Below are 21339 nucleotides of genomic sequence, written 5' to 3'. Positions count from 1 at the left end.
TTTGGGGTACCCCCCCAATGATGTAGCTCTGTGCTACCGTGGAAAATTATTCCTGCAATAGCGTAGTCAGGTGCATTTTCATTATTATTTTTGTGCCTTTCTTGCTCCCAACGAGGAATAAGGATTATCCGACTAACACCGAATTTATTATGGCCATCGCACCGAATGAAGCTACCCCACAGGTAGATCTGATCTACAAAATCGAAGACAAGCCTTCTTTCAAAGATGCTGTCTTTGCTGCTTTCCAACACCTCCTTGCCATCTTTGTGGCTATCATTACGCCCCCACTTATCATTGCAGGAGCACTCAATCTGGATCTGGAGACTACTTCTTTCCTCGTCTCCATGGCTCTTTTCGCTTCGGGGGTATCCACCTTTATCCAATGTAGAAGAGTAGGGCCTTTGGGTGCCGGGCTGCTATGTGTGCAGGGCACAAGTTTTTCTTTTATCGGCCCGATTATCAGCGCGGGCCTGGCCGGCGGCCTGCCGCTTATATTCGGTTGTACGATAGCGGCAGCTCCGGTAGAGATGATCGTCAGCCGTACCTTCCGTTATCTCAAGCAGATCATTACGCCTCTCGTTTCGGGAATCGTGGTCTTGCTGATCGGTCTGAGTCTGATCAAAGTGGGGATTATCTCATGCGGAGGAGGCAATGCGGCGATGAGCGACGGGACTTTCGGCAACTGGCAGAATCTCAGCATTGCTGCTCTCGTCTTGGTAAGCGTCCTCTTCTTCAATAAGAGCAAAAACAAATACATTCGTATGAGCTCCATCGTACTCGGTCTGCTCGTCGGTTATGTTTTGGCTTACATCCTCGGTCGAGTGGATCTCTCCGGTATGGAGACGACGAAGATCGCACTGCTGAATATCCCTGTTCCATTCAAATACGGCCTTAGCCTGAATCTGTCTTCCTTTATCGCCATAGGGTTGATCTATCTTATTACAGCCATCGAAGCAACGGGGGATATTACGGCCAATTCGATGATTTCGGGCGAACCGGTGGAGGGTGATAAATACATCAAACGTGTATCGGGCGGAGTATTGGCCGATGGCTTCAATTCGCTCCTCGCCGGCGTGTTCAATTCTTTCCCCAATTCTATCTTCGCCCAAAACAACGGGTTGATCCAGCTCACGGGTGTGGCCAGTCGTCGAGTGGGCTACTATATTGCGGCTATGCTCATCGTGCTTGGCTTGTTCCCGGGTATCGGTCTTATCTTTTCTCTGATGCCCGATCCCGTATTAGGAGGAGCTACGCTGCTGATGTTCGGAACTGTAGCCGCAGCCGGTATACGCATCATTGCAGCTCAGGATATAGACCGGAAGGCTACGATGATTTTGGCCATCAGTCTGTCACTGGGCTTGGGTGTCGAGTTGATGCCGGACATCTTGCGCAACATATCTCTTGACCTGAGAGGCATCTTCTCTTCGGGAATTACGACCGGCGGTCTTGCTGCCATAATCTCTAATATGCTTATCCGTGGCAAATAGAACCGGCGGACAAGTAGAAAACCCAATCTTTGTCTTATGGAATTGCTTAAACAGAGGATCTTGCAAGATGGCAAGTGCTATCCCGGCGGTATATTGAAAGTCGATAGCTTCATCAATCATCAGATGGATTCGAAGCTGATGTACCATGTGGCCGAAGAATTTGCTCGTCTCTTTGCCGACAGCGGAGTCAATAAGATCGTCACGATCGAAGCCAGTGGCATAGCACCCGCCATCATGGTGGGTTACATCATGAATCTGCCCGTTGTCTTCGTCAAGAAAAAACAGCCCAAGACGATGGATAATATGCTGACTACGACAGTGCATTCCTTTACCAAAAGCCGAGACTACACCGTTTGTATCAGCCACGACTTTCTGACGGACGATGATCGTATTTTGTTTATCGACGACTTCCTCGCTTATGGCAATGCTGCCCAAGGAATCATCGACTTGGCCGAACAGGCAAGTGCTAAGATCGTCGGTATGGGCTTTATCATAGAGAAAGCCTTTCAGAACGGAAGAGAGGCTCTACAGGAAAGAGGTATAAGAGTGGAGTCGCTTGCGATCATCCGAAGCCTTGACAACTGCTGCATAACTATTGCAGACGAAAACGAAGACTAACCATACACCATTCCAATACACATCCCGTCCGCTGGCTCAGTGGGCGGGATGTTGCTTTTTCCTTCCCTTTTCTCCGAATATAAAGACGTGCCACTTTTCGTTTCTCATTCGGAAGGCATATTGAGTCCTTTGAAAAAAGAGAAGGTCTCTATAATGCAAGAATCCGAGTACGTGCTACAGATATGGCCGAGCGGCAGTTTAGAGACTGTCTCCTCCGTCCTCAAGATAATAAGTGCCACGCAGGATTTCGCGTTTACCGGGAGGTCCGGGCAGGCGTTCCATATGGAATCCGGCACGTGTGAGCCGACGGCGGATCTCGCCTTTGGCGCAGTAGGTGGCCAATACGGCTCCGGATCGACATGCGGCCACCATTCGGGTGAAGATCTCTTCACTCCACAACTCCGGCTGAGCTTCTGGAGAGAAAGCATCGAAATAGATGAGATCGATAGGCTTGCGGAATGTAAAATCGGTCAGATCGGATGCTATCTTGTGCAACGTGAAGCCGGGACATATTTCACAATCCATTCCCCACGGTGCATGGTGGAGACTTTGCAGGAGTTTGTCTTCATCGGCCATTCCCACAGAAAAGCGAAGATGCTCATATACATCCCTTTCGAGAGGAAATTTCTCAATGGCAGAGTAATGGATGGAGAGACCCCGACATCGTTGTTCGCGGAGAGTCAGTAGCGCATTGAGAGCCGTTCCGAATCCGACTTCAAAGAGATACAAAGTACCGGAAGGATCGAAAGATTCCAAACGGTGCAACAGCCCCGTATGAACGAATACATGTTCGCTCTCACGACACGCACCGTGTATGGAGTGGTAGTATTCGCCGTAATGAGGCGAAAGGATAGTGGGAGATCCGTCTTCCGTAAGGACAATCATCGGACAGAAAAAACAGGCAAACAGCTTAGTCGGCCGGGTCGCCCAGACATTTGAAGGTATAGCCCTCATCCAATAGCCAGCGCACAGCGCGAGGCATGGCCTGCTGCATATTGGGAGCCGCTTTGAGGGAGTCGTGGAAGGTAATAATGGAGCCGTTGCGCGCATAGCGAACCACCGAACCAAAGACGGTATCGGGTGAAAGGCGAGCATTATAATCGCGCGTGATCACATCCCACATAATAATGTCGTAGTGATTGCTAAGCAGCAGGGTCTGCATGAAGCGAAGATGGCCATGCGGCGGTCGAAAGAAGCGAGAATTGATAAGTCGGTCAGCCTCTTCCACATCTTTCAGATAGGTACGTGTACGGACTTTCAGCCCTTGCAGATGGTGGAAAGTGTGATTGCCGACCTGATGACCACGGCGCTGTATCTCGGCAAAAAGATCGGGATAGCGACGCACATTATCCGCCACACAGAAGAACGTGGCCTTCACCCCGAGTTCATCGAGCGTATCCAATACCCAGGGTGTTATCTCCGGTATGGGACCGTCATCGAAAGTCAGATAGATGCTTTTTCCTTCTTTGGCAGGAATGCGCCACGTGGCACCGGGGAACAAAGCCCGGTACCACATGGGCACACGGCAGATAAGTCGTTCTACGAGTCTGAGCTGCATTTATTGCGGTTTGCTATTACCCTGCTCATCAGTGTAGAGCATCTTATAATAGTTCTGGAACACGGGCAGATATTCATCCAGTACCTTGCTATTATAAGCAGTACTCAGCCGAAAAGCCGTAGCAACCGTATTCATCTCCCTGTCGATCTCTCCTTCGGAAAGCATTTGCATGAATTTGGATTCCGACAGGCGGAAGAACCAGTTAAGCGTACGCATCGAAGAGCCTGCCACGGCCTTGACTATCCGGTCTGCGTCGGCCACCATATCTGCATCGTACAGGGTTTGTGCCAATACCAGCGAGCGATAATCATAGGGCACGGCTTCAGGACTGATCTCTTGGAGGCATTTGGTGAGCACCTTACGGGCACGAACGGTATCGCCTCTTTCGAGCAGAGCCTTTGCCAACGGAGAAAACACTGCTACACGATAGGTATTGGTGGAATTGCGAATATCTGCATCGAAGTACACCTTGGGATTGTTGGCTCCTCCGAAGCGGAACTTGGTCATCACATTAGTATAGGTCTTTTCCACATCGATGTTATCGCCTACGCGGCGCGCCTTAAAAGGCACAAACTGATTGGCCATACCGGTCTGACGCAAGTAGTCCGGCAGGTTGGAGAAGGAATTGCTCGGAGACGTAATAGCCCAATAGATAGGACGCTTCCATTCGTTATTGGCTATCAGATCGAGAACGCTCAGGTCGGCCAATGAGAGGATGCCCTTACCGGCCAAAGACAGATCGATGGTTCGACGGACATGCACCTTAGCCGAATCGCCAAACGCCAGCCCCAATGCTTGCGAATCTACGGGCAGATACAGGTTCTCAGACGGCATCACACCATTGCCATAAGGAACCGGACGAGCGGCTATTTTCATGGCTTCGGACAGCATCATGATGGGCTTGCCATCGGCCGTGAGTCCGCTACCCGGGAGTGAATGGAGGTTCAGCTCCGGATCTCTGGCAGAGTAATTGGGCTCGATACGAACAAAGGCATTCCGGCTGATGAAGGCTTCATTCATATTCTTCAATGGTAGCGGATCGGACTGATAGGCTTGCTGCTTCATCTGGCGCACATACCAGTCTGCTCCCAAGTAACTGAGATTGCTCACACGGACATCGGTACGAACGCCTTCTACCTCCTGAGCATACCAGAGGGGGAAGGTATCGTTATCGCCATAGGTGAAAATAACGGCATTGGGGTCGCAGCTCTCCAAGTAATTGACACCGAAATCGCGTCCCACATAGCGTCCCGAGCGATCGTGATCATCCCAGTTCTGGCCGGCCATCTGGATAGGGACAAGCGCTGCTGCTGCCGTAGCTACGATAGCCGCAGTGGTATGGCTGAGTTTGGCTCGACGCAAGAAATCGACCAATCCTGCCACACCGAAACCGATCCAGATACAGAAAGCATAGAAGGATCCCGCATAGGCATAGTCTCGCTCACGCGGTTGGCCGGGCGTCTGATTGAGATACAATACGATGGCCAAACCGGTCATAAAGAAGAGGAAGCAAGTGATCCAGAAGCTCTGTGCACCTTTCTCCTTGCGCATCAGCTGGAAAGAAATACCGATCAGCCCCAAAAGCAACGGAAGCATGTAGTACACATTGTGTCCGCGATTCTTGGTCATAAAGTCCGGCATGTCATCCGTAGGACCGATAAGAATCTTGTCAATGAAGGGAATACCCGTCACGGCATTGCCACGCAATAGTCCTCCGTCGCCTTGCAGGTCATTCTGACGGCCGGAAAAATTCCAAAGGAAATAACGCCAGTACATATAATTGACCTGATAATTGAAGAAGAATTTCAGGTTCTCTCCGAATGTAGGCATACTGGTATCCGTTTCGGATCGCCCCATCCAGATATTATAGCTTTGCGGATGTCCATCGGTAGTGGAATAGACACGTGGGAAAAGCATCATGGAACCATCTCCATAATCGTATTCGCGTTGTGTATAGAGCGTTTCGTAGCGATCCTTATCTGTAGGATTTACCTTGGGCGAAGGCCCTGTTACTTCCTGTCCATCCTTCAAACCGACAGGTTGGGATGCAAAGGAAGGCCCGTAGATCAACGGGGTACTTCCGTATTGTTCGCGAGCAAGGTAGCTACGAAGCGAAAAGGCATTGGACGGAGCATTCTCATTCATCGGCGGATTGGCAACGGCACGAACGAGGATAACACCGTAAGAGGAGAAGCCGACGAGGATAACCAGCATACTCATCAAGGCCGTATGCAAGAATCGTACATTCAACCGCTTGGATGCAAACAGCCAATAGGCTACGGCCAGTGTAAGGACTATGCCGAGAAGGATGCCATTGCCGATAAAAGGAATACCCATCAGAACAACGCTCAGCAACACGGCAAAGCGCATGCGCATCGATTTGGTTGTACCCTTCTTATCACCGTCGGTCTGTACGGAATAAGTCTCCCTCACAGACCAAATCAATATGGCAGCCAGCAGGAAGAAATAGAAATACAAACCGCTATTGAAGCTCAAACCAAGGGTGTTGACGGCAAAGACATCGAATACGCCGGCAACCTTAGGGATACCCTGTATCACACCGAACATCATCACCCCGATAAGGGCGAAGGAAGCCAAAAGTGCCAACAAAGCTCCCCTGCCTGTGGGTTTAACAGCACGGCGATAGTAATACACCAAAGCCATGGCAGGGATGCAAAGGAGATTGAGCAGGTGCACTCCGATGCTGAGGCCCATAAGATAAGCGATCAAAACGAGCCAGCGGTCACTGCGTACATTGTCGGCACGCTCCTCCCACTTAAACATCAGCCAGAAAACGGCAGCCGTGAAGAAAGAACTCAATGCATATACCTCGGCCTCGACGGCACTGAACCAGAACGTATCGCTGAACGTATAGACCAAGGCTCCAACGACTCCACTGCCGAGTATCGTGATTACTCGTGGAACGGATATTTTCCTTGACGGCTCTTCCAATCCGAATACATTGCGTACTGTCGGTACAAGTACGCGGCGGACAAGGTGGGTAATCGTCCAAAACAAAAACAGGATGGTAAAGGCACTGGCCAGTGCACTGGTAGCATTGGCAAGCCATGCCACCTGTGACGGATCGCTTGTGAAATGCGATATGATATTATAGACGAGCATGAAGAAGGGTGCTCCGGGCGGATGACCGATCTCCAACTTGTTTACGCAGACTATGAACTCGGCACAGTCCCACAGGCTGGCTGTAGGCTCGATTGTCATCAGATAGACGATAGCTGCAACTGCAAAAACGCCCCAACCGACGACATTGTTCAGAAATCTAAAACGTTTCCATTCCATATCATTGTATTCTTCTATGATGACTTAAACGTATTGAGCAGGGGCAAACCCTACTTCTCGCGGATAAAAATGTTGATGGGAGTACCGCAAAAATCCCAGTGGGCACGAATCTGATTCTCCAAAAAACGCTTATAAGGCTCTTTCACCCACTGAGGCAGATTGGCAAAAAAGGCAAATGAAGGCACTGCCGTCGGAAGCTGCATCACATATTTTATCTTGATGTATTTACCTTTGGTAGCAGGTGGTGGCGTAGCCTCGATAATGGGTAGCATCACTTCATTCAGCTTGTGTGTAGGAATACGAGTCGAGCGGTGTGCATAGACCTGATTGACCGTCTCCAACACTTTGAAGATCCTTTGTTTGGTCATAGCCGATATGAAGAGAAGGGGGAAATCCGTAAATGGAGCAAAACGCTGCCGGATGGCATTCTCAAACGTCTTGATGACGGCTTGACTTTTATCTTCCACCAAGTCCCACTTGTTGATACATACAACCAGTCCCTTGCTATTGCGCTGGATAATCTGAAAGATATTCAGATCCTGCGACTCCACACCTCGTGTGGCATCCAGCATCAGCACACATACGTCGGAGTTTTCGATGGCACGAATGGATCGAATAACGGAGTAGTATTCCAAGTCTTCATTCACTTTACCCCTTTTGCGAATACCGGCTGTGTCGACAAGGTAAAAATTGAGTCCGAACTTATTGTACTTAGTGTATATAGAGTCCCTTGTCGTGCCTGCAATATCCGTCACGATATGCCTGTCCTCTCCGATGAAGGCATTCAGCAAGGAGCTTTTCCCTGCATTGGGGCGGCCTACGATGGCTATTCGAGGGAGTGTTTCGTCCAAATCCGATTGTCCGTTCTCTGCCGGCAATAGCTCCATCACCCTGTCGAGCAAATCGCCTGTTCCCGAACCGCTGACAGCTGCAATGCAGTAAGGATCGCCCAAGCCAAAGGAATAGAATTCGGAAGCGGAATAATGATCTTCGGTATTGTCCACCTTATTGGCTACGACAATAACCGGTTTTTTGCTTCGGCGCAGTATCTCGGCGACTTGTTCGTCAAGAGAAGTCACTCCGGTCTGGTTGTCTGCGACGAAGAGGACTACATCTGCTTCCTCGACAGCAATATACACTTGCTTATTGATTTCTTCCTCGAAAACATCTTCCGAATTGACCACCCAACCTCCGGTATCGACGATGGAAAACTCCCGACCGTTCCAATGCACCCGGCCGTACTGCCTATCGCGCGTAGTACCGGCCTCTTCGGCTACGATGGCTTGCCGGCTTTGGGTAAGGCGGTTGAACAATGTGCTCTTGCCCACATTCGGACGGCCTACGATGGCGACTAATGCTCCCATATCTATTCCTACTCTATGATTTCGTTCTGATTGTTGCTTGTCAGGCTACGACCGACGAAGGACTAATCCAACTGATAGCCGAAGGCACGAAGCAGATTATCCCTATTACGCCAGTCTTTTTCGACCTTCACAAAGATTTCCAAGAAAATTTTCTTTCCGAAGAAACGCTCCAAATCACGCCGGGCCATTGACCCTACACGTTTGATGGCCGCCCCTTTAGGGCCGATGATTATTCCTTTTTGAGAATTACGCTCCACGATGATCAGCGACTTGATACGGATAATGGTCTTCTCCTCCTTGAATTCCTCCACGACCACTTCTGCCGCATAGGGAATTTCTTTTTGATAATACAGCAGTATCTTTTCACGAATGATCTCCGTAACGAAAAAACGTGCCGGCTTGTCCGTGAGTGCATCTTTTTCAAAGTAAGGAGGAGATGGGGGAATGAGGCTTTCGATACGCTTCTGCAGCAATCCGACGTTAAAGTTGTTCGTGGCCGAAAGAGGGTGAATTTCTGCTTTGGGCAATATGTTACGCCACTCCTCCACAAGTTTTTCCAATGCTTCCTGATTGCTCAGGTCGATCTTGTTGATGACCAGAAGTACAGGGCATTCCATTCGTGATACGCGAGCGAGAAAATCAGCATTCTTATCAGCCTTCTCCACCACGTCCGTCACATAAACCAGCACATCGGCATCCCCGAGAGCAGATTCGGAGAACTCCCGCATTTCCTGTTGGAGTTTGTAATTGGGACGAAGTACTCCCGGTGTATCGGAATAAACGATTTGCATCTCCGGCGTATTCACAATCCCCATGATTCTATGTCTGGTAGTCTGCGCCTTGGAGGTAATGATAGAAATCCGCTCACCGACAAGCAGATTCATCAGTGTACTCTTCCCAACGTTGGGGTTTCCAACGATATTGACAAATCCCGAACGGTGACCGGACTCCTCTACTTGCATTTCGAAGCTTTGTTATATGTACGAATAAGGGGCTGTTTGCCTCGCGGCGAAGCAGCCCCCTGTTTCTATTGCGTATGATCAACGAACCGTGCTGCCATCGTATGCCCACTTGACATAGACAGCTCCCCACGTAAAGCCGGCACCAAATGACGTCATGACAAGAACGTCGCCTTTCTTCAATTTATGCTCCCACTCCCACAGACAAATGGGGATTGTAGCCGAACTGGTATTGCCATAACGCTCGATATTGACCATCACTTTCTCATATGGGACTCCCATACGTCGGGCAACGGCATCGATGATTCGGAGGTTGGCCTGATGAGGTACTACCCAAGTAATATCATCGTGCGAAAGATTGTTGCGCTCCATGATCTCCACACAGCTGTTGCACATATCTACGACAGCATGTTTGAAGACTACCTGCCCTTCCTGATACACATAGTGCCAACGATTATCCACCGTTTCGTGCGTAGCAGGACATGCCGATCCACCGGCCTTCATGATCAAATGATCTTTGCCGATGCCATTGGAGTGCAGCACAGCATCCATAACGCCTACTTCTTCTTCGGTAGCCTCGAGCAAAACACAACCGGCACCATCTCCGAATAGCGGACAGGTGGCTCGATCGGTATAATCCGTAAAAGCTGTCATCTTCTCCGTAGCGATCACAAGGATCTTGGAATAACGCCCCGAACGGATAAAATTGGCTCCCACTTCAAGGGCATAAATAAACGTGGGACAGGCTGCCTGCATATCGAAAGAAAAGATGTCGCCACAACCGATTTCATGAGCAACGATGCTGGCCGTGGAAGGGAAATGATAGTCGCTCGAGTTGGTTGCAAGGATCAAGCCGTCGATACTCTTGGGGTCGATACCATGACGATCGAAGAGGTCTTGTGCCGCGCGGATGGCCAAATAGGAAGCTCCTTTATTCTTGTCTCGAAGGATCCGACGCTCTTTGATCCCCACACGGGTCATGATCCATTCGTCATTGGTATCAACCATTTTTTCCAGATCGTCATTGGTAATAACATCTTCAGGGAGATAGGCCCCAACGGCTGTTATAGCCGCGTTTATTTTATTCATAATCGAATTTGTTGCATAATGGACGGGCTCCGGCCTTTTTTAAAAACCATATCCCGCCGGAAAAGATTATTTGTGGCCGCTAAAATAAAAAAAAAGTCCCAAAGAACAGGTCTAAGGGACTCTTTTGCTCGTTCTTGCCGCCTAAGCGACGACCGGCATCGACCGAGGGCAAGCAATTTTTACACTGCCACTTCTTTTTCGATTGCCAACTTACCGCGGTAGTAGCCACAATCACCACATACTGTGTGATAGATGTGCCATGCTCCACAATTAGGACACTTGGCCAAAGTCGGCATAACGGCTTTGTCATGAGTTCTCCGCTTGGCGGTTCTCGTTTTGGACTGTCTTCTTTTAGGATGTGCCATTTTTATTTATTTAAATTGTTCTTTTTGTTCCAATAGTTTTCCAAGAGAATCCCACCTCGAATCGTGAGCGGTCATACCGGATTCTTCTGTTGCTTCATCGGCATCTATCGCCAGCAGATCGGACATTCGATTCATCATCTCGGGGTCGCACTCTCCATCCGAATGCATACGCTGCATCAGGATAGCCAATTCGGAATACTCATAAAGGAGCGAACTTAGGTCCAATGTGCCTTCCGACAGAGGGACAACAAGCAGATCGTCGCTCAACTCTTGATAAGAATCGCCGAAACGAACCACCAATTTATTTTCCTCTTTTACCGGTATTTCCACCTCATCGAGACATCGGTCGCAAGCAGTCTTGACTGTTCCGTCAAGCGCAATGCAAAAATTAAAAACATCGCCATTGCGCTCCACTTCGACCTTTGCAGCCAATGTCCCTCCTAAAATATCGTAACTTCCGGACTGCTCAAAAAAGGAATCATCCAATTCGTAATCGAATCGGTGCTTGCCTTGTGGCAGCGACTTGAGATTCAGTACGTATCTTCCGGATGATGCCATTTCGTGTAAGATGAAAAACTTTGCAAAAGTAACGCTTTACGATGATATTACAAACAGTTTCATGTCTTTTGTCCCGTCTGCCTTCGAGTCGTTTTTCACGAAAGCATTCGATCGACCGTAAAATCGGGGGATCCCCTTATTCGATCTTATGGAGGAGGTCTGCCTCTTTGCTATCGTCGCGAGTGAGAGAGGGTACAGCGCGTTCGGCGACAAGGTCTTATAAGGTTTTGACTTTGTGTTGATTTACAGCCGATTTCTTTTTGGTTTCCCAAGCCTGAAAGCGTGGCGCGAGAAAATTTTTCTTTTGGCGCGAGAATGAAAAAAATCTCGCGCCACAACGAAAAAAAAGTCGCGCGTGTTTTGCAGAAAAGCGGTTCCGCTTTTTCTCCTTTTCACGCTCGTGATTTTCACCCCCTGCTCCGGCTGAGCAGAATATCTTCCAAGTACTTCTCCAAAAGCAACCGGGGTACGGAGTGGCGTATCCTTGCCACCCCGCACCCCGATTATTGATAAGGAGAGAATGAAATATGATCTAATTCGTCACGTGAATCGTTTGGTCATGAAAGTAATCCATCTTGACTGCAATGTTTTCAGCCGAGTTCACTTTATTCGACTTAAAGCGAAATTGCAGCTCCTTGTTCTGAGGCATTGTCGTCAATACGTATTTGTACAAAGTCTTTCCTCCTTCTATCCCTAATATCATCCCGCCGGTCTTCGGATAGAAGTGTTCGGTATATACTTTAAACGTGATAGGCAGAAGGGCCGCATTAAGTACGTCCGGCAGTTTGGCACTAATGAGGAGCTCATTTCCTTGTCCGGCCGAAATTTGAGTGGTTACTTGGTTGTTCTCTGCCGAAGATGTATTGGCTTTGAAAAAAACATACTGATATTTCTCGCGTACCAATACCGTAACCGAACGTTTGAGGTCAGGATTGCCTTGTACACCGATGACTACATCGGACCTCTTGGTAAGGTTTTCCTGCTGAGCCAATGTGAGCTTGATCTTGCCGTTGCCTTCGTGTTGAGCTGAAGTAACTGCCGCCTGTTGGCCTGTAGGGGTGGAGACTGATACGGTCAGTTTGGAATAATCCGGATTGTTCTGTCCCTGAGGAATGTATGTGGCTTGAAAAGTGCCGGATGGCTCTCCTTGGACAAAAACCATATAGGTATGATCCACAGTCAGCATACCGGACCCATCGGAAAAAGCAGGTAAAGCTTGTACTTCTGCCGAGAGAAATATATTGTTTGCGGCGGCTCCGTCCAATGCTTCCTGTAGCGTAGGTCTTCCCGGAGCCTTGGCTTTCTTAAGAATCATTTTGTAGAAGTGGTTGCGCGTAATATTATAACGCACCTTGTTTGTATCTACAAAGTCAAGCTTATAATAGGTATAGTCCGCATTGGGAAGATTGTATCGTGCTTTTAGAATCAGACATGTGATTCCTGCCCCTGTTCCTATATTGGATTGGTCACGTTCGAATCCATAGAAAAAATGGGCACCGTCTGCCTCCTTAAAGGCTGCTTCCGATGTCGGGTTTGCAAACACCACGCCTGCCGGCTCGGTGATCTGTCCCTGAGGAAAAGAGCCTGTATTCGGGTCAAATGGAGCTAAGGTCCCTTTGTTCCAGGAATTGTACAGAGCATAGCTGGCGTCGTAGAGCTTGCTTTCTGCAGGAGGTGTCACAGAAAGAGAGAACTTAGCCATGTTGCGTAGCAATTGAATCTGACCGAGATTCTGATTAGGGGCTATGGACGGATAAGAGATACGCGCCCACATACGGATCGTTTCCAAATCATCGGCCACAGAGATCGATGGCAGCATTTCCCGTTCGGAACGACCGACCCAAACAGAAGGGTCTGCCAATTCATAGTTTGCAATAAAATGAATTCTGCGTTCAACCTCCGAAGGAATGATTTTGGCTGTAAATGTAGATCCAGACAGATCGGCTACAGCTCTTTCCAGAAAGTGCCCATCTTCATCGAAAACCCAAAGCTCGAGCCTCTCTACGCTGTTCTCTTTGTCCGCTGAAGCACCTCGTAAACCATGATGTTCTAATGAAACAATGCTACCGCTTACCCGAGTAGGCTCTCCCGATGGACAGGGTTCCGACTTGTCAGCCACACAAGATACAGCCATGAATGCTATGAGCACATACAGTAATTGTGCGATTATGCTTTTACTTTTCATTTCTTCAGTCTTTTTGCAGATTTAACAAATCTATCATTCTTGACATCTCGGACACAGCGGACGTGAGCTCTTTGTTCGGTAGCATTTCCAGATGCTGTTGGCAACAAAATTTTTATTGCCTTATCAGGTAGTCCGCTCCAATAATACCTGCCCGTCATAATGTCTCTTACGACACCCGCTTGCTCTCGTTGCAGTTTGTCTACCAATTGGATCTCTGCCCTTGTAGGAAGACGCCAATCATCCAAGCGCTCTATTGTTCCATCTGCTTTCTTCCTTTCCTCCCAATAGAAGGCACAAGTCATAAGGGCATATCGATTCTGTTGATTAGAATGATATATAAGCCTAAGCGGATTCAATGTGTAATACTCCCAATGGTCTTGTACCAGAGTTGCCCCTAACTGTGATGCCAATTCGAAAGAAGGAGAAACCATATTAGCTGTCTGTTCATCCTGCTCTGTGATCCTATCCGTATGCTTTAATGTATAGCTCGAACCGGATTTCTTGTAAAAGCCGACTTCTTTCGTTGGAGGGAATCCGATAATCATATTGCCATCAGCAGGGGGAGAGAGTACTACGATTTGGTAAATGGCTTTGTTGTTAAGATTCGGGGCCAAGTTCCCTTCGGGTTGCCAAGATGACTTTGTCCCAAAAGTATTGATGATGAATTGCGATGGATTCTGCCTGATCTTTATCTTTTTTTCAAACCCTATAGAGTTTTTGATCGTGAATGAAATGTCCTTGGGGATGTTGTTGATCGGCAGTATGGAGCGAACCTTTATCTTTTTTGTGTTCGCATCGATCGTGACTGTTGGAACATTGGCTCCCGTATATGTGTCTGTTATCTGTTGCCCATTCGAGTTCACGTAAGTACATGTGGCTTTCACATCCGCCGGAGGAAGGAGGCTGTGCGAACTGAAATAATCGAGTTCTATCTCTGTCGTCATATTCATTACTGTCTCCTGTGGAATGACCTCTAAATACTGTACATCAGGGAGCGTCTGATCGTCTGAATGAGACGTCCATTCTATCACAGAGAGAGAGCCGTTTATCGTTACAGGATCCTCTTCGTTGAGAGAGCCGAGTACTTCTATTGTCACAGCCATATCGTACAGGTGGTTGCTTCTGATTTTTTTGTCCGAACCATCCACCGGTATACGGTAGTAGTAAGGTTTAGCCGTATTGTCGTCCGTGCCCGTTTTTTTGAGCTTGAGCATCATAACGAATTCGGGTCTGCCTTCATTGTTCAGAGCCCATTCATTATAGTAGGAGTAGAAATGTACGGATGAGTTCGCTTCTGTCATAGGCCGGTAGTCAATAGCTTCGTATCCGACACCTTCGGGTTTTTCTTCTACACTGAGGAAGCCCTTGGGCATACAGTTCCGAAATTTGGCTTTGGGATCGCCCACCAGTTCATAGTCCGAAATATTTAAAACGGGTTTTTTGAGGCGCAATTTGGCCGCGACTCGCTTGAGCTCGATAGAGCCTAATTGTTTTCCCTCGGATGTTGCCATATTGATTTGTTTTTCCACAGATCCGATCATGGCAAATTTATCTTCCGGTTTCCCATCGTTTTGCAATAGGATGCTGTTCGGAACAAGCGTTTTGAGGAAAGAAGTTTCGCTCGCATTCGGCTCAAAAGAGCCTGAGAAGTTGACATTGGCTACCAAATAGATCTTGAACGAATTATTGCCATTGAACTGTCCGTACATAGACTCCGGTACCGGAACGTAGTAGCTGTTTGAGGATGGGCTTGTTTCTACCGGCTCTGCCTGCCATACCTTAGTTCCGTTTTTGTAAAAAACAAGGGTCAGCCGCTCTATGGTATTCTCATCGTATGCCGCAACACCTCCCTCTTCGCTTCGCTGGTTATAGGGCTGTACTTGCAGAAATAGAGAAGACGTTTCGTTCATATCGGACTCTATGTCTTCACGCACGCATCCGAATAGAAAACCGACAAGCAGGAAGAGTATCGGAGGGCAAATGATATTTAGAATTCTATTTGTTCTCATAATGAATAATCCGCTTAAAGTCCTTGTTGTATGATCTTAATATCGGTAGGTTGGGGGTTGATATTCTTGTCAAGAATCACTTTTTTTCCGTCTACCGTGAAAAAGAGATTCGTTCTTCGTTGTATACCGATGCCGTTAGGTTTCAAAGCTTTGACTTTGATAGTGTAGACGGTAGTCCCATCGGCAGCCCCGTCAATAGCACTGCCGGAATCAAAACCGAATTCCAATCCATTATCTAAAGTCGCTTTCCAACGGCTACCATCTCGACCTTTGATTCTGACCGTAAACGACAAAGAGTTTTCGAAAGTAACTACGTTGTCTTGCGTAATGACTGCATGCGGATTTATTTCTGCCACATAGGGTACAAGGAAGCCGTAATCCAAATTCTCTACTGTCCACGGAAGGACGGTGGTCGTGAGAAGCAAGCTGCTGAATTCGCCCATTTTTGTGATCGTCCCGTCCAGTTTGTAATGATGGTTGCGGCGAATGGAGTAGTGATGATTGGCCGTAGTGGTCTTATCGTTCACGTAGGCATAGTAGCGGGTCTTAATACCATTGTAGAGAGCTTCCACCACAAGCTGCGTAGCGCGTCCGGAAGAGTCTGAGTCTGATCCTATGTTCTCATATACGTAGAGAGGAGCGGATGCCTGAATGATGCTCTGGGCGCTGCCGTTGTTCGTCAATGGAAGATCGCAGGCATTCGCCCAATTCCAATATCCTGTAGGTTTGTTTGTGCCTTCGAGCAGGCGCGAGTTCTTGGCGTTGCGAAGGATCTGCACCTTAGTAATCTTGATTACATCGCTGCCGGGAGTAACTTGCTTGATGTCCAGTGTGATCTTGGCGGCAATACGATTGAGGCTGATGTTTGCTTGCACAGTGCCTTGCGGATTAAGAGTCGCCGTAGCCATTCCCGTCATGGTGAATGGTCGGACTATCGGCTCGTTCACATCAGGAGCTTGCATATCCTCAAGTTCTTTCTTGAAAAGGATTTTATCCAGCTTTGTCGTAAGGGCATCGGGTTCATTGGCGATCACGTATATCTGGCGAGGACCGGCGTGAGCACTGATCGTGAAAGGATTTTGGAAATCGGACTGCCCCGAAGCAAATAGTTTTTGCTTGTCGAGAACCCAAAGACCGTTTAGCCCTTCACGAAAGACGAATATGCGCACTTTCTTGATCAGATCTTCTCCACTGTAGAGGTCTCCGCCTCGCATTTCGACATCGTCAAGCGACATCTTTACTGTTGCCACTTCGTCCGAGGTGGGCTGATCGGGATTATCTTCCTTGGTACATGCTACCGCCCCCATCGTTAAAAGTAATAACAGGAGAAGGCGTGGAAGTAGTCCCGAAGGATGATGGAAATATTTCATTTTCATAATAGCTGTCGGATTAGTATTCTGCATATTGTTGCACTACGTCCCAAGGGGTGACGGATACGAGTACATTGAGGTTTGCTCCACGCAGGTCTATGTAGATATTGAGCATTTTGCCTATGACGGGTATGAATGGTACTCCATCCGAACCTGTGCTGATATTCAGCAATTCTTGTCCGTATGCATAGAGTTTGAGATGCAGAGGAGTAGTATCAAGTGTGGGATAAACTCTGAAGATGGGAGAAATGAAATCCCCGTTTTGTATCTGTCCGTCGGGACGGTATTGGACGGCATTGCCGATGAGCTCGGCCAGGCCGGTATAAGTGTCGGTAGTTTCTCCCAAAAGGATGTCGGCATAGTCTGGCAGTTGTCTGGGGCCATTAGCTTCCAGCCACTCTTGATAGCCGCGTATGATGATATGTACCTGTGCCGTACGGCGGTAGATATCGACAGTTTGGTCTGTACCCTGTTCGATAGAGCCGTACTCTATTGGGCAGGTCAGTACACCGGAAAAAAGGTCTCCGGGCGATTGGGCTATACCGTCGGTAGAGGAAAGCCTGAAGAATAAGTCTTAGACGCTTTGCACATTGGCTGTTTCTTCCAGCATGTGATCGTCGGGGTTGGCCCATGCCACGAAAGACACCGTAGTGGGGCCGTCGTATTCCAATGGTATCGGTTTGCGTGCAGCCACTTGTGCGGCGTCCATCATCAGTCGGTCGATGCGGCGGCCGGTTTCGTCGAAAACGAAAATAACGACGCGCTGCACGGCTCCGGTTTCGGTAATATCTTGCATATCGGCATCCCAAGCCCTGACGGTCAGGCGAAACGGACGGGGACAATCGGAATAGTCCTCTTTGATACATCCGCCAAACATTCCGGCCACGAGTAAGATCAGCACCGATACGATATATTTCTTAGCGTCGTTCATAACAATGATTCTTTGATTGGTGATTGTGATTTCCCTATTTGATTTGGAGAGAATGAATACGGGGAGTGGAGCGAACCCCGCTCCCTGTATTCCGATATAGACAAACTATGAAAGTTTTTTAGTCGTTTGACGGGTCGATTACCAAGTAGCATTCTGACCAACGAGAACCCACTCAGCTACAGTGCACTGTACATTCAAGTGAGCAGACTCTGTGATAGGATTCTCTGGGTTATTCGTTCCGGGGCCTGTAATTGTCAACTTAATATCATACTTATGGTTACGCTCAATTTTATTCTTAGGCGTATAATTGCTGTCATAAGTATAGTTGTTGCTGTTGAAGTTTACCAATACAGGGTAATAGGTCTTGCCTTCTGCATCCACCCAATTGGCGGCCTGAGCAGCTGCTAAATCGGCTCCCGCCAAGTCGGCTCCGTTTTTCTGAAGTTTGCCATAAACACACAGGATTGTCGGATGAATAGTTCCACCGTTAGCTGAGTAGTCATTTTCTAATACGTAGAAACCCTGAGGAGCATCGGCGGCAGGTGCAACGTAATTACGGCTCAGCCAAGGCACATTGGCATAGTTGGCAGGTGTGTAAGCACCGTTAAATGTGGTCAAAGAACCTGTCAGATAATTAGCGTCTGCATTTACGAGTGTTGCCCCGAACAAATTAGATTGCTTCTTTGCAATGAGACCATAAATCTTTTCAGGGACGAATGTGTAAATGTTATCGTAGGCTGCGCTCATTTGCACTTTAATTTCGGTGAAAGCCATGCGAGCATGAACACGCTTGATCTTAAGAGGATCATTCTCAATGTGATTACCCTCTCCGGTTCCACTGTATCCAATGTAGTTCTTGCCTGCCTTCAAAACGATTGTTTTTGGCTCTGCTGTCATGATCAACCCTGCAGCCTCTTGGTTTTCTGCAGTCAGTTCAGTTGTCAATGCTTTTACCTCTGCAAGAGTCTTGCCAACCAGTTCCATTGCACCCGTATTGGCCATTACGACCAGCGTACGTTGGCCTGCACTACATTTGATGTCTTCAACCTTAGTCGCATTTTCGGCTGATTTGATGGCTTCCTGCTGTTCTCCATTATAAACCATTACGGTCAACTTAGCCACCTTTGATTCGTCATCGCCAACTCCAAAAGCACGATTCGAATTGCTGGTCTTCAATACCACGCTGATGGTGGCATTACCTTCTGTAACGGGTTCTGCCTCGTTGTCTTTGTTACAAGCTGTCATAGCAAGAGCAGCAAGTCCCAACAAGAAAAACTTTGTTTTTTTCATCTCGTTTTTGTTTTAAAAGTGAATATTGTTTTCTAAAAATCTAATCTTTTCCCATTTAGAGATTGTCTTGCATATAGCGTCGCAGTTCGTTCAGATTGTGTTGTGCTCCGGGCTGGCCTTGCTGCGCAGCGCGAGTAAGATAGCTCTCGGCTTCAGCCCATTTTTCGCTGTAGGCATATGCCAAGCCCAACAACATCCATAGCTTGGGTTCGCTCTTGCGTGCTTCGAGGCGAGCCAGAGCCTGCGGATACCTACCGGCACGAAGGTCTATTATGGCCGCATTAGCTGTCGGCTCTATCGCTTTCGGGAAAGTTTTCTCTGCTATCGTCCACGTTTCGTAGCGTTCGTGGCTCCCTTCCGGATAGCTCTGCGCTACGGCGTAAACCTCCGCCAGACTCAGACGAGAGGGGTGTGTCTTGATAATTTCACGTGCTTTGTCCAACTCAAATCCTTTGACCACGATATGGAATGTAAGCTCGCTTCGGCGAAGCGGGGGGTAATAGTCCGAGAGCAATGTGGCATAGAGAGACCCGCCATCGATAGCTCGGAGCGCGGCTGTACGCTCACCGACCGGCTTTTGGTCGATGATCTCCAGTATGGCATCCTTTTGCGAGAGCTCGCTCTTGGTTACAGCCGCACGCAGACCTGCCCAATCCTGCCCTTTCCAATCGTATTCGAATCGACTTTTTAGGATGGGGTACTTGTTAACGAGATAGCTTGCAAATGAATGCGCCCTATCCTTGGAGAGCTTCGCGTTGTATTCTACGCCACCTTCCGGCGAAGCATAGCCTACCATGGAGAGCTTTTCGAAAATGATATCGCTATCGTTTCCGATTTCTTTCAGTTTGCTGTCAATACGTGCCAACTCGGCCGGATTGCCGTCGAACTGTGGCAAGACCACATATTTCCCTACCTGATAGGCTAAGTGAGCGGAGAGAGTCTCTTCGCGTTTTTTCAGCAGCTCTCCCTCGGGTACAATGATCTCGTATTGATAGTCCGCTTCATACAGTGGCACCAAAGCGTCGTCCGTAAGTGTGGTTTCTTCTGATCCGAGTGGGCAGTCGGCACAGCCCGAGTTCTCGGCCAATAGAATCATTGAGGAGTGGCGCATCCATGGCCTATATGGAGTAGCGGCAGAATAGTCCATGCTCTGTTCCTTGCCGTTGCGACGCTTTACCATCGCAGAAGGCTTGGTGTCGGGCTGATTGTAGATGTGGTGCTTATCGAGAGCGATACGACGGTCGATGATGCGATAACGTCTGTTCCCCATCAGGAGGAACGGGCGGAGAGCGACTTGATCGTTCGATGTATTGGAACGAATAATGGGGGTAACCACCATCAGCAGATTGCTGTTCATATCCGGTATGGCCGTCAGATCAAGGTCCATCTTTACGTTGGCGGTATGTCCCGTTTTCTTGACCACGTGCTTCTCGCTCACCTTAATGCCCCCGAGATGGGTCTGGCCTGTCACGGCAAGCGTAGACATTCCGAAGAGAAACGACAGGATGATATGGCGACTCTGTTTCATATAGCTTGTCTGTATAAATAAGGTATTACTTAATGATGTATATAAGCGAAAGTGTGGCTTTCGTCACACCGAAGTAGTCGTACTTGCCTTCCGCGATCTTTTTGCCGCACTTGGCACATTCGAATTTGTCATAATCGAAGTGGACGAATCCTCCGCTGATCGATGCCTCCAAGTTCCATCTTTTGCCCAGCAGCCACTGATAGCCATAGGTCAGACCTGCACCAATGGCGTATCCCTCGTATCGGTAGTTGTTGAGCTTTTTGAGCCGGCCGATGGGGATGTCGATATCATTCACATTGTACTCACCTCCGATGCCGTGAAGCCCGAAGAAGTGGCCGGAAAAAGCTTCGCACGTCCAATAGCGAAGCTCCGGAGCCACGAGCCAATGCTTGAGTTTGCGATGGTGGCTGAATGTAAAAGGGTTGTAACCTCCCGAAACATCGAGTGTCCACTTCTTTCCCATGCGAAACTCCAATCCTGCATTGGGAGTCGTCGTACCCCAATAAAGCAGATTGGTCTTCAGCCCGATCTGCTGTGCCCGAAGGGTGGGGATCAGCCCTGCAAAGAGGACGATCCCGATAATCAGCAATCGTGTTTTCCTTTTCATATGCTTTTTGTGTAATAAATTCTTACAGTGTTTACATTACATGTGGCCATGTGAATGCAGAAGAAAGCAGCGGTCTTGGATCCGTCTCCTATTTCTGCTCTCTTTGTAAAGGCAAAATTAT

17 protein-coding genes and 1 pseudogene are annotated in these 21339 nt (G+C 48.4%); 2 read left to right on the top strand and 16 right to left on the bottom strand.

Annotated features, from left to right (window positions below; all coding sequences use genetic code 11):
- The first annotated feature begins 149 nt into the window (after positions 1-149).
- Both PGN_RS00910 and xpt read left to right on the top strand, forming a co-directional pair.
- Complete coding sequence (locus tag PGN_RS00910; RefSeq protein WP_012457318.1) at positions 150-1487, top strand: nucleobase:cation symporter-2 family protein; 1338 nt, start codon at positions 150-152, stop codon at positions 1485-1487.
- A gap of 36 nt (positions 1488-1523) precedes the next feature.
- On the top strand, positions 1524-2105 hold the full coding sequence (gene xpt / locus PGN_RS00905) for a xanthine phosphoribosyltransferase (protein WP_004584630.1): 582 nt from the start codon (positions 1524-1526) through the stop codon (positions 2103-2105).
- A 198-nt stretch (positions 2106-2303) separates the two neighbouring features.
- On the opposite strand, the gene mnmD is transcribed toward xpt, so the two are convergent.
- The 16 genes and pseudogenes from mnmD to PGN_RS00825 form a co-directional block, all read right to left on the bottom strand.
- The gene (mnmD, locus tag PGN_RS00900; RefSeq protein WP_012457317.1) at positions 2304-2990 is read right to left on the bottom strand and encodes a tRNA (5-methylaminomethyl-2-thiouridine)(34)-methyltransferase MnmD; all 687 of its coding nucleotides are present in this window, start codon (positions 2988-2990) and stop codon (positions 2304-2306) included.
- 25 nt (positions 2991-3015) lie between these two features.
- Positions 3016-3663, bottom strand: coding sequence for a polysaccharide deacetylase family protein (locus tag PGN_RS00895; RefSeq protein ID WP_004584632.1), 648 nt, complete (start codon positions 3661-3663; stop codon positions 3016-3018).
- Complete coding sequence (locus tag PGN_RS00890) at positions 3664-6963, bottom strand: glycosyltransferase family 117 protein (RefSeq protein WP_012457316.1); 3300 nt, start codon at positions 6961-6963, stop codon at positions 3664-3666.
- Between the two features lie 50 nt (positions 6964-7013).
- On the bottom strand, positions 7014-8327 hold the full coding sequence (gene der / locus PGN_RS00885; RefSeq protein ID WP_005873469.1) for a ribosome biogenesis GTPase Der: 1314 nt from the start codon (positions 8325-8327) through the stop codon (positions 7014-7016).
- A 62-nt stretch (positions 8328-8389) separates the two neighbouring features.
- On the bottom strand, positions 8390-9289 hold the full coding sequence (era, locus tag PGN_RS00880) for a GTPase Era (RefSeq protein WP_012457315.1): 900 nt from the start codon (positions 9287-9289) through the stop codon (positions 8390-8392).
- Between the two features lie 78 nt (positions 9290-9367).
- The gene (locus PGN_RS00875) at positions 9368-10375 is read right to left on the bottom strand and encodes a beta-ketoacyl-ACP synthase III (RefSeq protein WP_012457314.1); all 1008 of its coding nucleotides are present in this window, start codon (positions 10373-10375) and stop codon (positions 9368-9370) included.
- 179 nt (positions 10376-10554) lie between these two features.
- A complete protein-coding gene (gene rpmF / locus PGN_RS10110; RefSeq protein WP_010956508.1) occupies positions 10555-10740 on the bottom strand; it encodes a 50S ribosomal protein L32 in 186 nt (61 codons plus the stop codon).
- A 6-nt stretch (positions 10741-10746) separates the two neighbouring features.
- Positions 10747-11298 carry a YceD family protein gene (locus PGN_RS00865; RefSeq protein ID WP_012457313.1) on the bottom strand — a complete coding sequence of 184 codons (552 nt, stop codon included), beginning with the start codon at positions 11296-11298 and terminating at the stop codon, positions 10747-10749.
- 243 nt (positions 11299-11541) lie between these two features.
- Positions 11542-11634 carry a DUF1661 domain-containing protein gene (locus PGN_RS12245; protein WP_158487794.1) on the bottom strand — a complete coding sequence of 31 codons (93 nt, stop codon included), beginning with the start codon at positions 11632-11634 and terminating at the stop codon, positions 11542-11544.
- A gap of 196 nt (positions 11635-11830) precedes the next feature.
- Positions 11831-13483 carry a hypothetical protein gene (locus PGN_RS00855; RefSeq protein ID WP_012457311.1) on the bottom strand — a complete coding sequence of 551 codons (1653 nt, stop codon included), beginning with the start codon at positions 13481-13483 and terminating at the stop codon, positions 11831-11833.
- Positions 13480-15492, bottom strand: a complete 2013-nt coding sequence (locus PGN_RS00850) for a hypothetical protein (RefSeq protein WP_012457310.1) — start codon at positions 15490-15492, stop codon at positions 13480-13482. The genes PGN_RS00855 and PGN_RS00850 overlap by 4 nt, the downstream gene beginning before the upstream one ends.
- Positions 15493-15506: 14 nt before the next feature.
- Positions 15507-16868, bottom strand: a complete 1362-nt coding sequence (locus tag PGN_RS00845) for a fimbrial protein (RefSeq protein WP_039417483.1) — start codon at positions 16866-16868, stop codon at positions 15507-15509.
- 13 nt (positions 16869-16881) lie between these two features.
- Positions 16882-17658 (bottom strand): annotated as a pseudogene (locus tag PGN_RS00840) (FimB/Mfa2 family fimbrial subunit).
- Positions 17659-17931: 273 nt separating this feature from the next.
- Complete coding sequence (locus tag PGN_RS00835; protein ID WP_012457306.1) at positions 17932-19083, bottom strand: fimbrial protein; 1152 nt, start codon at positions 19081-19083, stop codon at positions 17932-17934.
- Positions 19084-19138: 55 nt separating this feature from the next.
- Entirely contained in the window at positions 19139-20611 is a 1473-nt protein-coding gene (locus PGN_RS00830) for a DUF3868 domain-containing protein (RefSeq protein ID WP_012457305.1), read from the bottom strand.
- A gap of 25 nt (positions 20612-20636) precedes the next feature.
- Complete coding sequence (locus PGN_RS00825; RefSeq protein WP_012457304.1) at positions 20637-21218, bottom strand: DUF3575 domain-containing protein; 582 nt, start codon at positions 21216-21218, stop codon at positions 20637-20639.
- Positions 21219-21339: the final 121 nt, after the last annotated feature.

Origin of the sequence: Porphyromonas gingivalis ATCC 33277, assembly GCF_000010505.1 — a bacterium.
In the GTDB taxonomy this organism is placed as follows: domain Bacteria; phylum Bacteroidota; class Bacteroidia; order Bacteroidales; family Porphyromonadaceae; genus Porphyromonas; species Porphyromonas gingivalis.
The sequence above is the reverse complement of the archived record's forward strand: the minus strand, read 5'-3'. Positions and strand labels throughout refer to the sequence as shown.

What these genes read in the sequence shown, in the direction of transcription:
- PGN_RS00845 (WP_039417483.1), bottom strand. Translation starts at nt 16,868, where the DNA reads ATGAAAATGAAATATTTCCATCATCCTTCGGGACTACTTCCACGCCTT.
- PGN_RS00835 (WP_012457306.1), bottom strand. Translation starts at nt 19,083, where the DNA reads ATGAAAAAAACAAAGTTTTTCTTGTTGGGACTTGCTGCTCTTGCTATG.
- der (WP_005873469.1), bottom strand. Translation starts at nt 8,327, where the DNA reads ATGGGAGCATTAGTCGCCATCGTAGGCCGTCCGAATGTGGGCAAGAGC.
- PGN_RS00890 (WP_012457316.1), bottom strand. Translation starts at nt 6,963, where the DNA reads ATGGAATGGAAACGTTTTAGATTTCTGAACAATGTCGTCGGTTGGGGC.
- PGN_RS00825 (WP_012457304.1), bottom strand. Translation starts at nt 21,218, where the DNA reads ATGAAAAGGAAAACACGATTGCTGATTATCGGGATCGTCCTCTTTGCA.
- mnmD (WP_012457317.1), bottom strand. Translation starts at nt 2,990, where the DNA reads ATGATTGTCCTTACGGAAGACGGATCTCCCACTATCCTTTCGCCTCAT.
- PGN_RS00910 (WP_012457318.1), top strand. Translation starts at nt 150, where the DNA reads ATGGCCATCGCACCGAATGAAGCTACCCCACAGGTAGATCTGATCTAC.
- PGN_RS00855 (WP_012457311.1), bottom strand. Translation starts at nt 13,483, where the DNA reads ATGAAAAGTAAAAGCATAATCGCACAATTACTGTATGTGCTCATAGCA.
- PGN_RS00865 (WP_012457313.1), bottom strand. Translation starts at nt 11,298, where the DNA reads ATGGCATCATCCGGAAGATACGTACTGAATCTCAAGTCGCTGCCACAA.
- PGN_RS00850 (WP_012457310.1), bottom strand. Translation starts at nt 15,492, where the DNA reads ATGAGAACAAATAGAATTCTAAATATCATTTGCCCTCCGATACTCTTC.
- PGN_RS00875 (WP_012457314.1), bottom strand. Translation starts at nt 10,375, where the DNA reads ATGAATAAAATAAACGCGGCTATAACAGCCGTTGGGGCCTATCTCCCT.
- PGN_RS00830 (WP_012457305.1), bottom strand. Translation starts at nt 20,611, where the DNA reads ATGAAACAGAGTCGCCATATCATCCTGTCGTTTCTCTTCGGAATGTCT.
- PGN_RS00895 (WP_004584632.1), bottom strand. Translation starts at nt 3,663, where the DNA reads ATGCAGCTCAGACTCGTAGAACGACTTATCTGCCGTGTGCCCATGTGG.
- era (WP_012457315.1), bottom strand. Translation starts at nt 9,289, where the DNA reads ATGCAAGTAGAGGAGTCCGGTCACCGTTCGGGATTTGTCAATATCGTT.
- rpmF (WP_010956508.1), bottom strand. Translation starts at nt 10,740, where the DNA reads ATGGCACATCCTAAAAGAAGACAGTCCAAAACGAGAACCGCCAAGCGG.
- xpt (WP_004584630.1), top strand. Translation starts at nt 1,524, where the DNA reads ATGGAATTGCTTAAACAGAGGATCTTGCAAGATGGCAAGTGCTATCCC.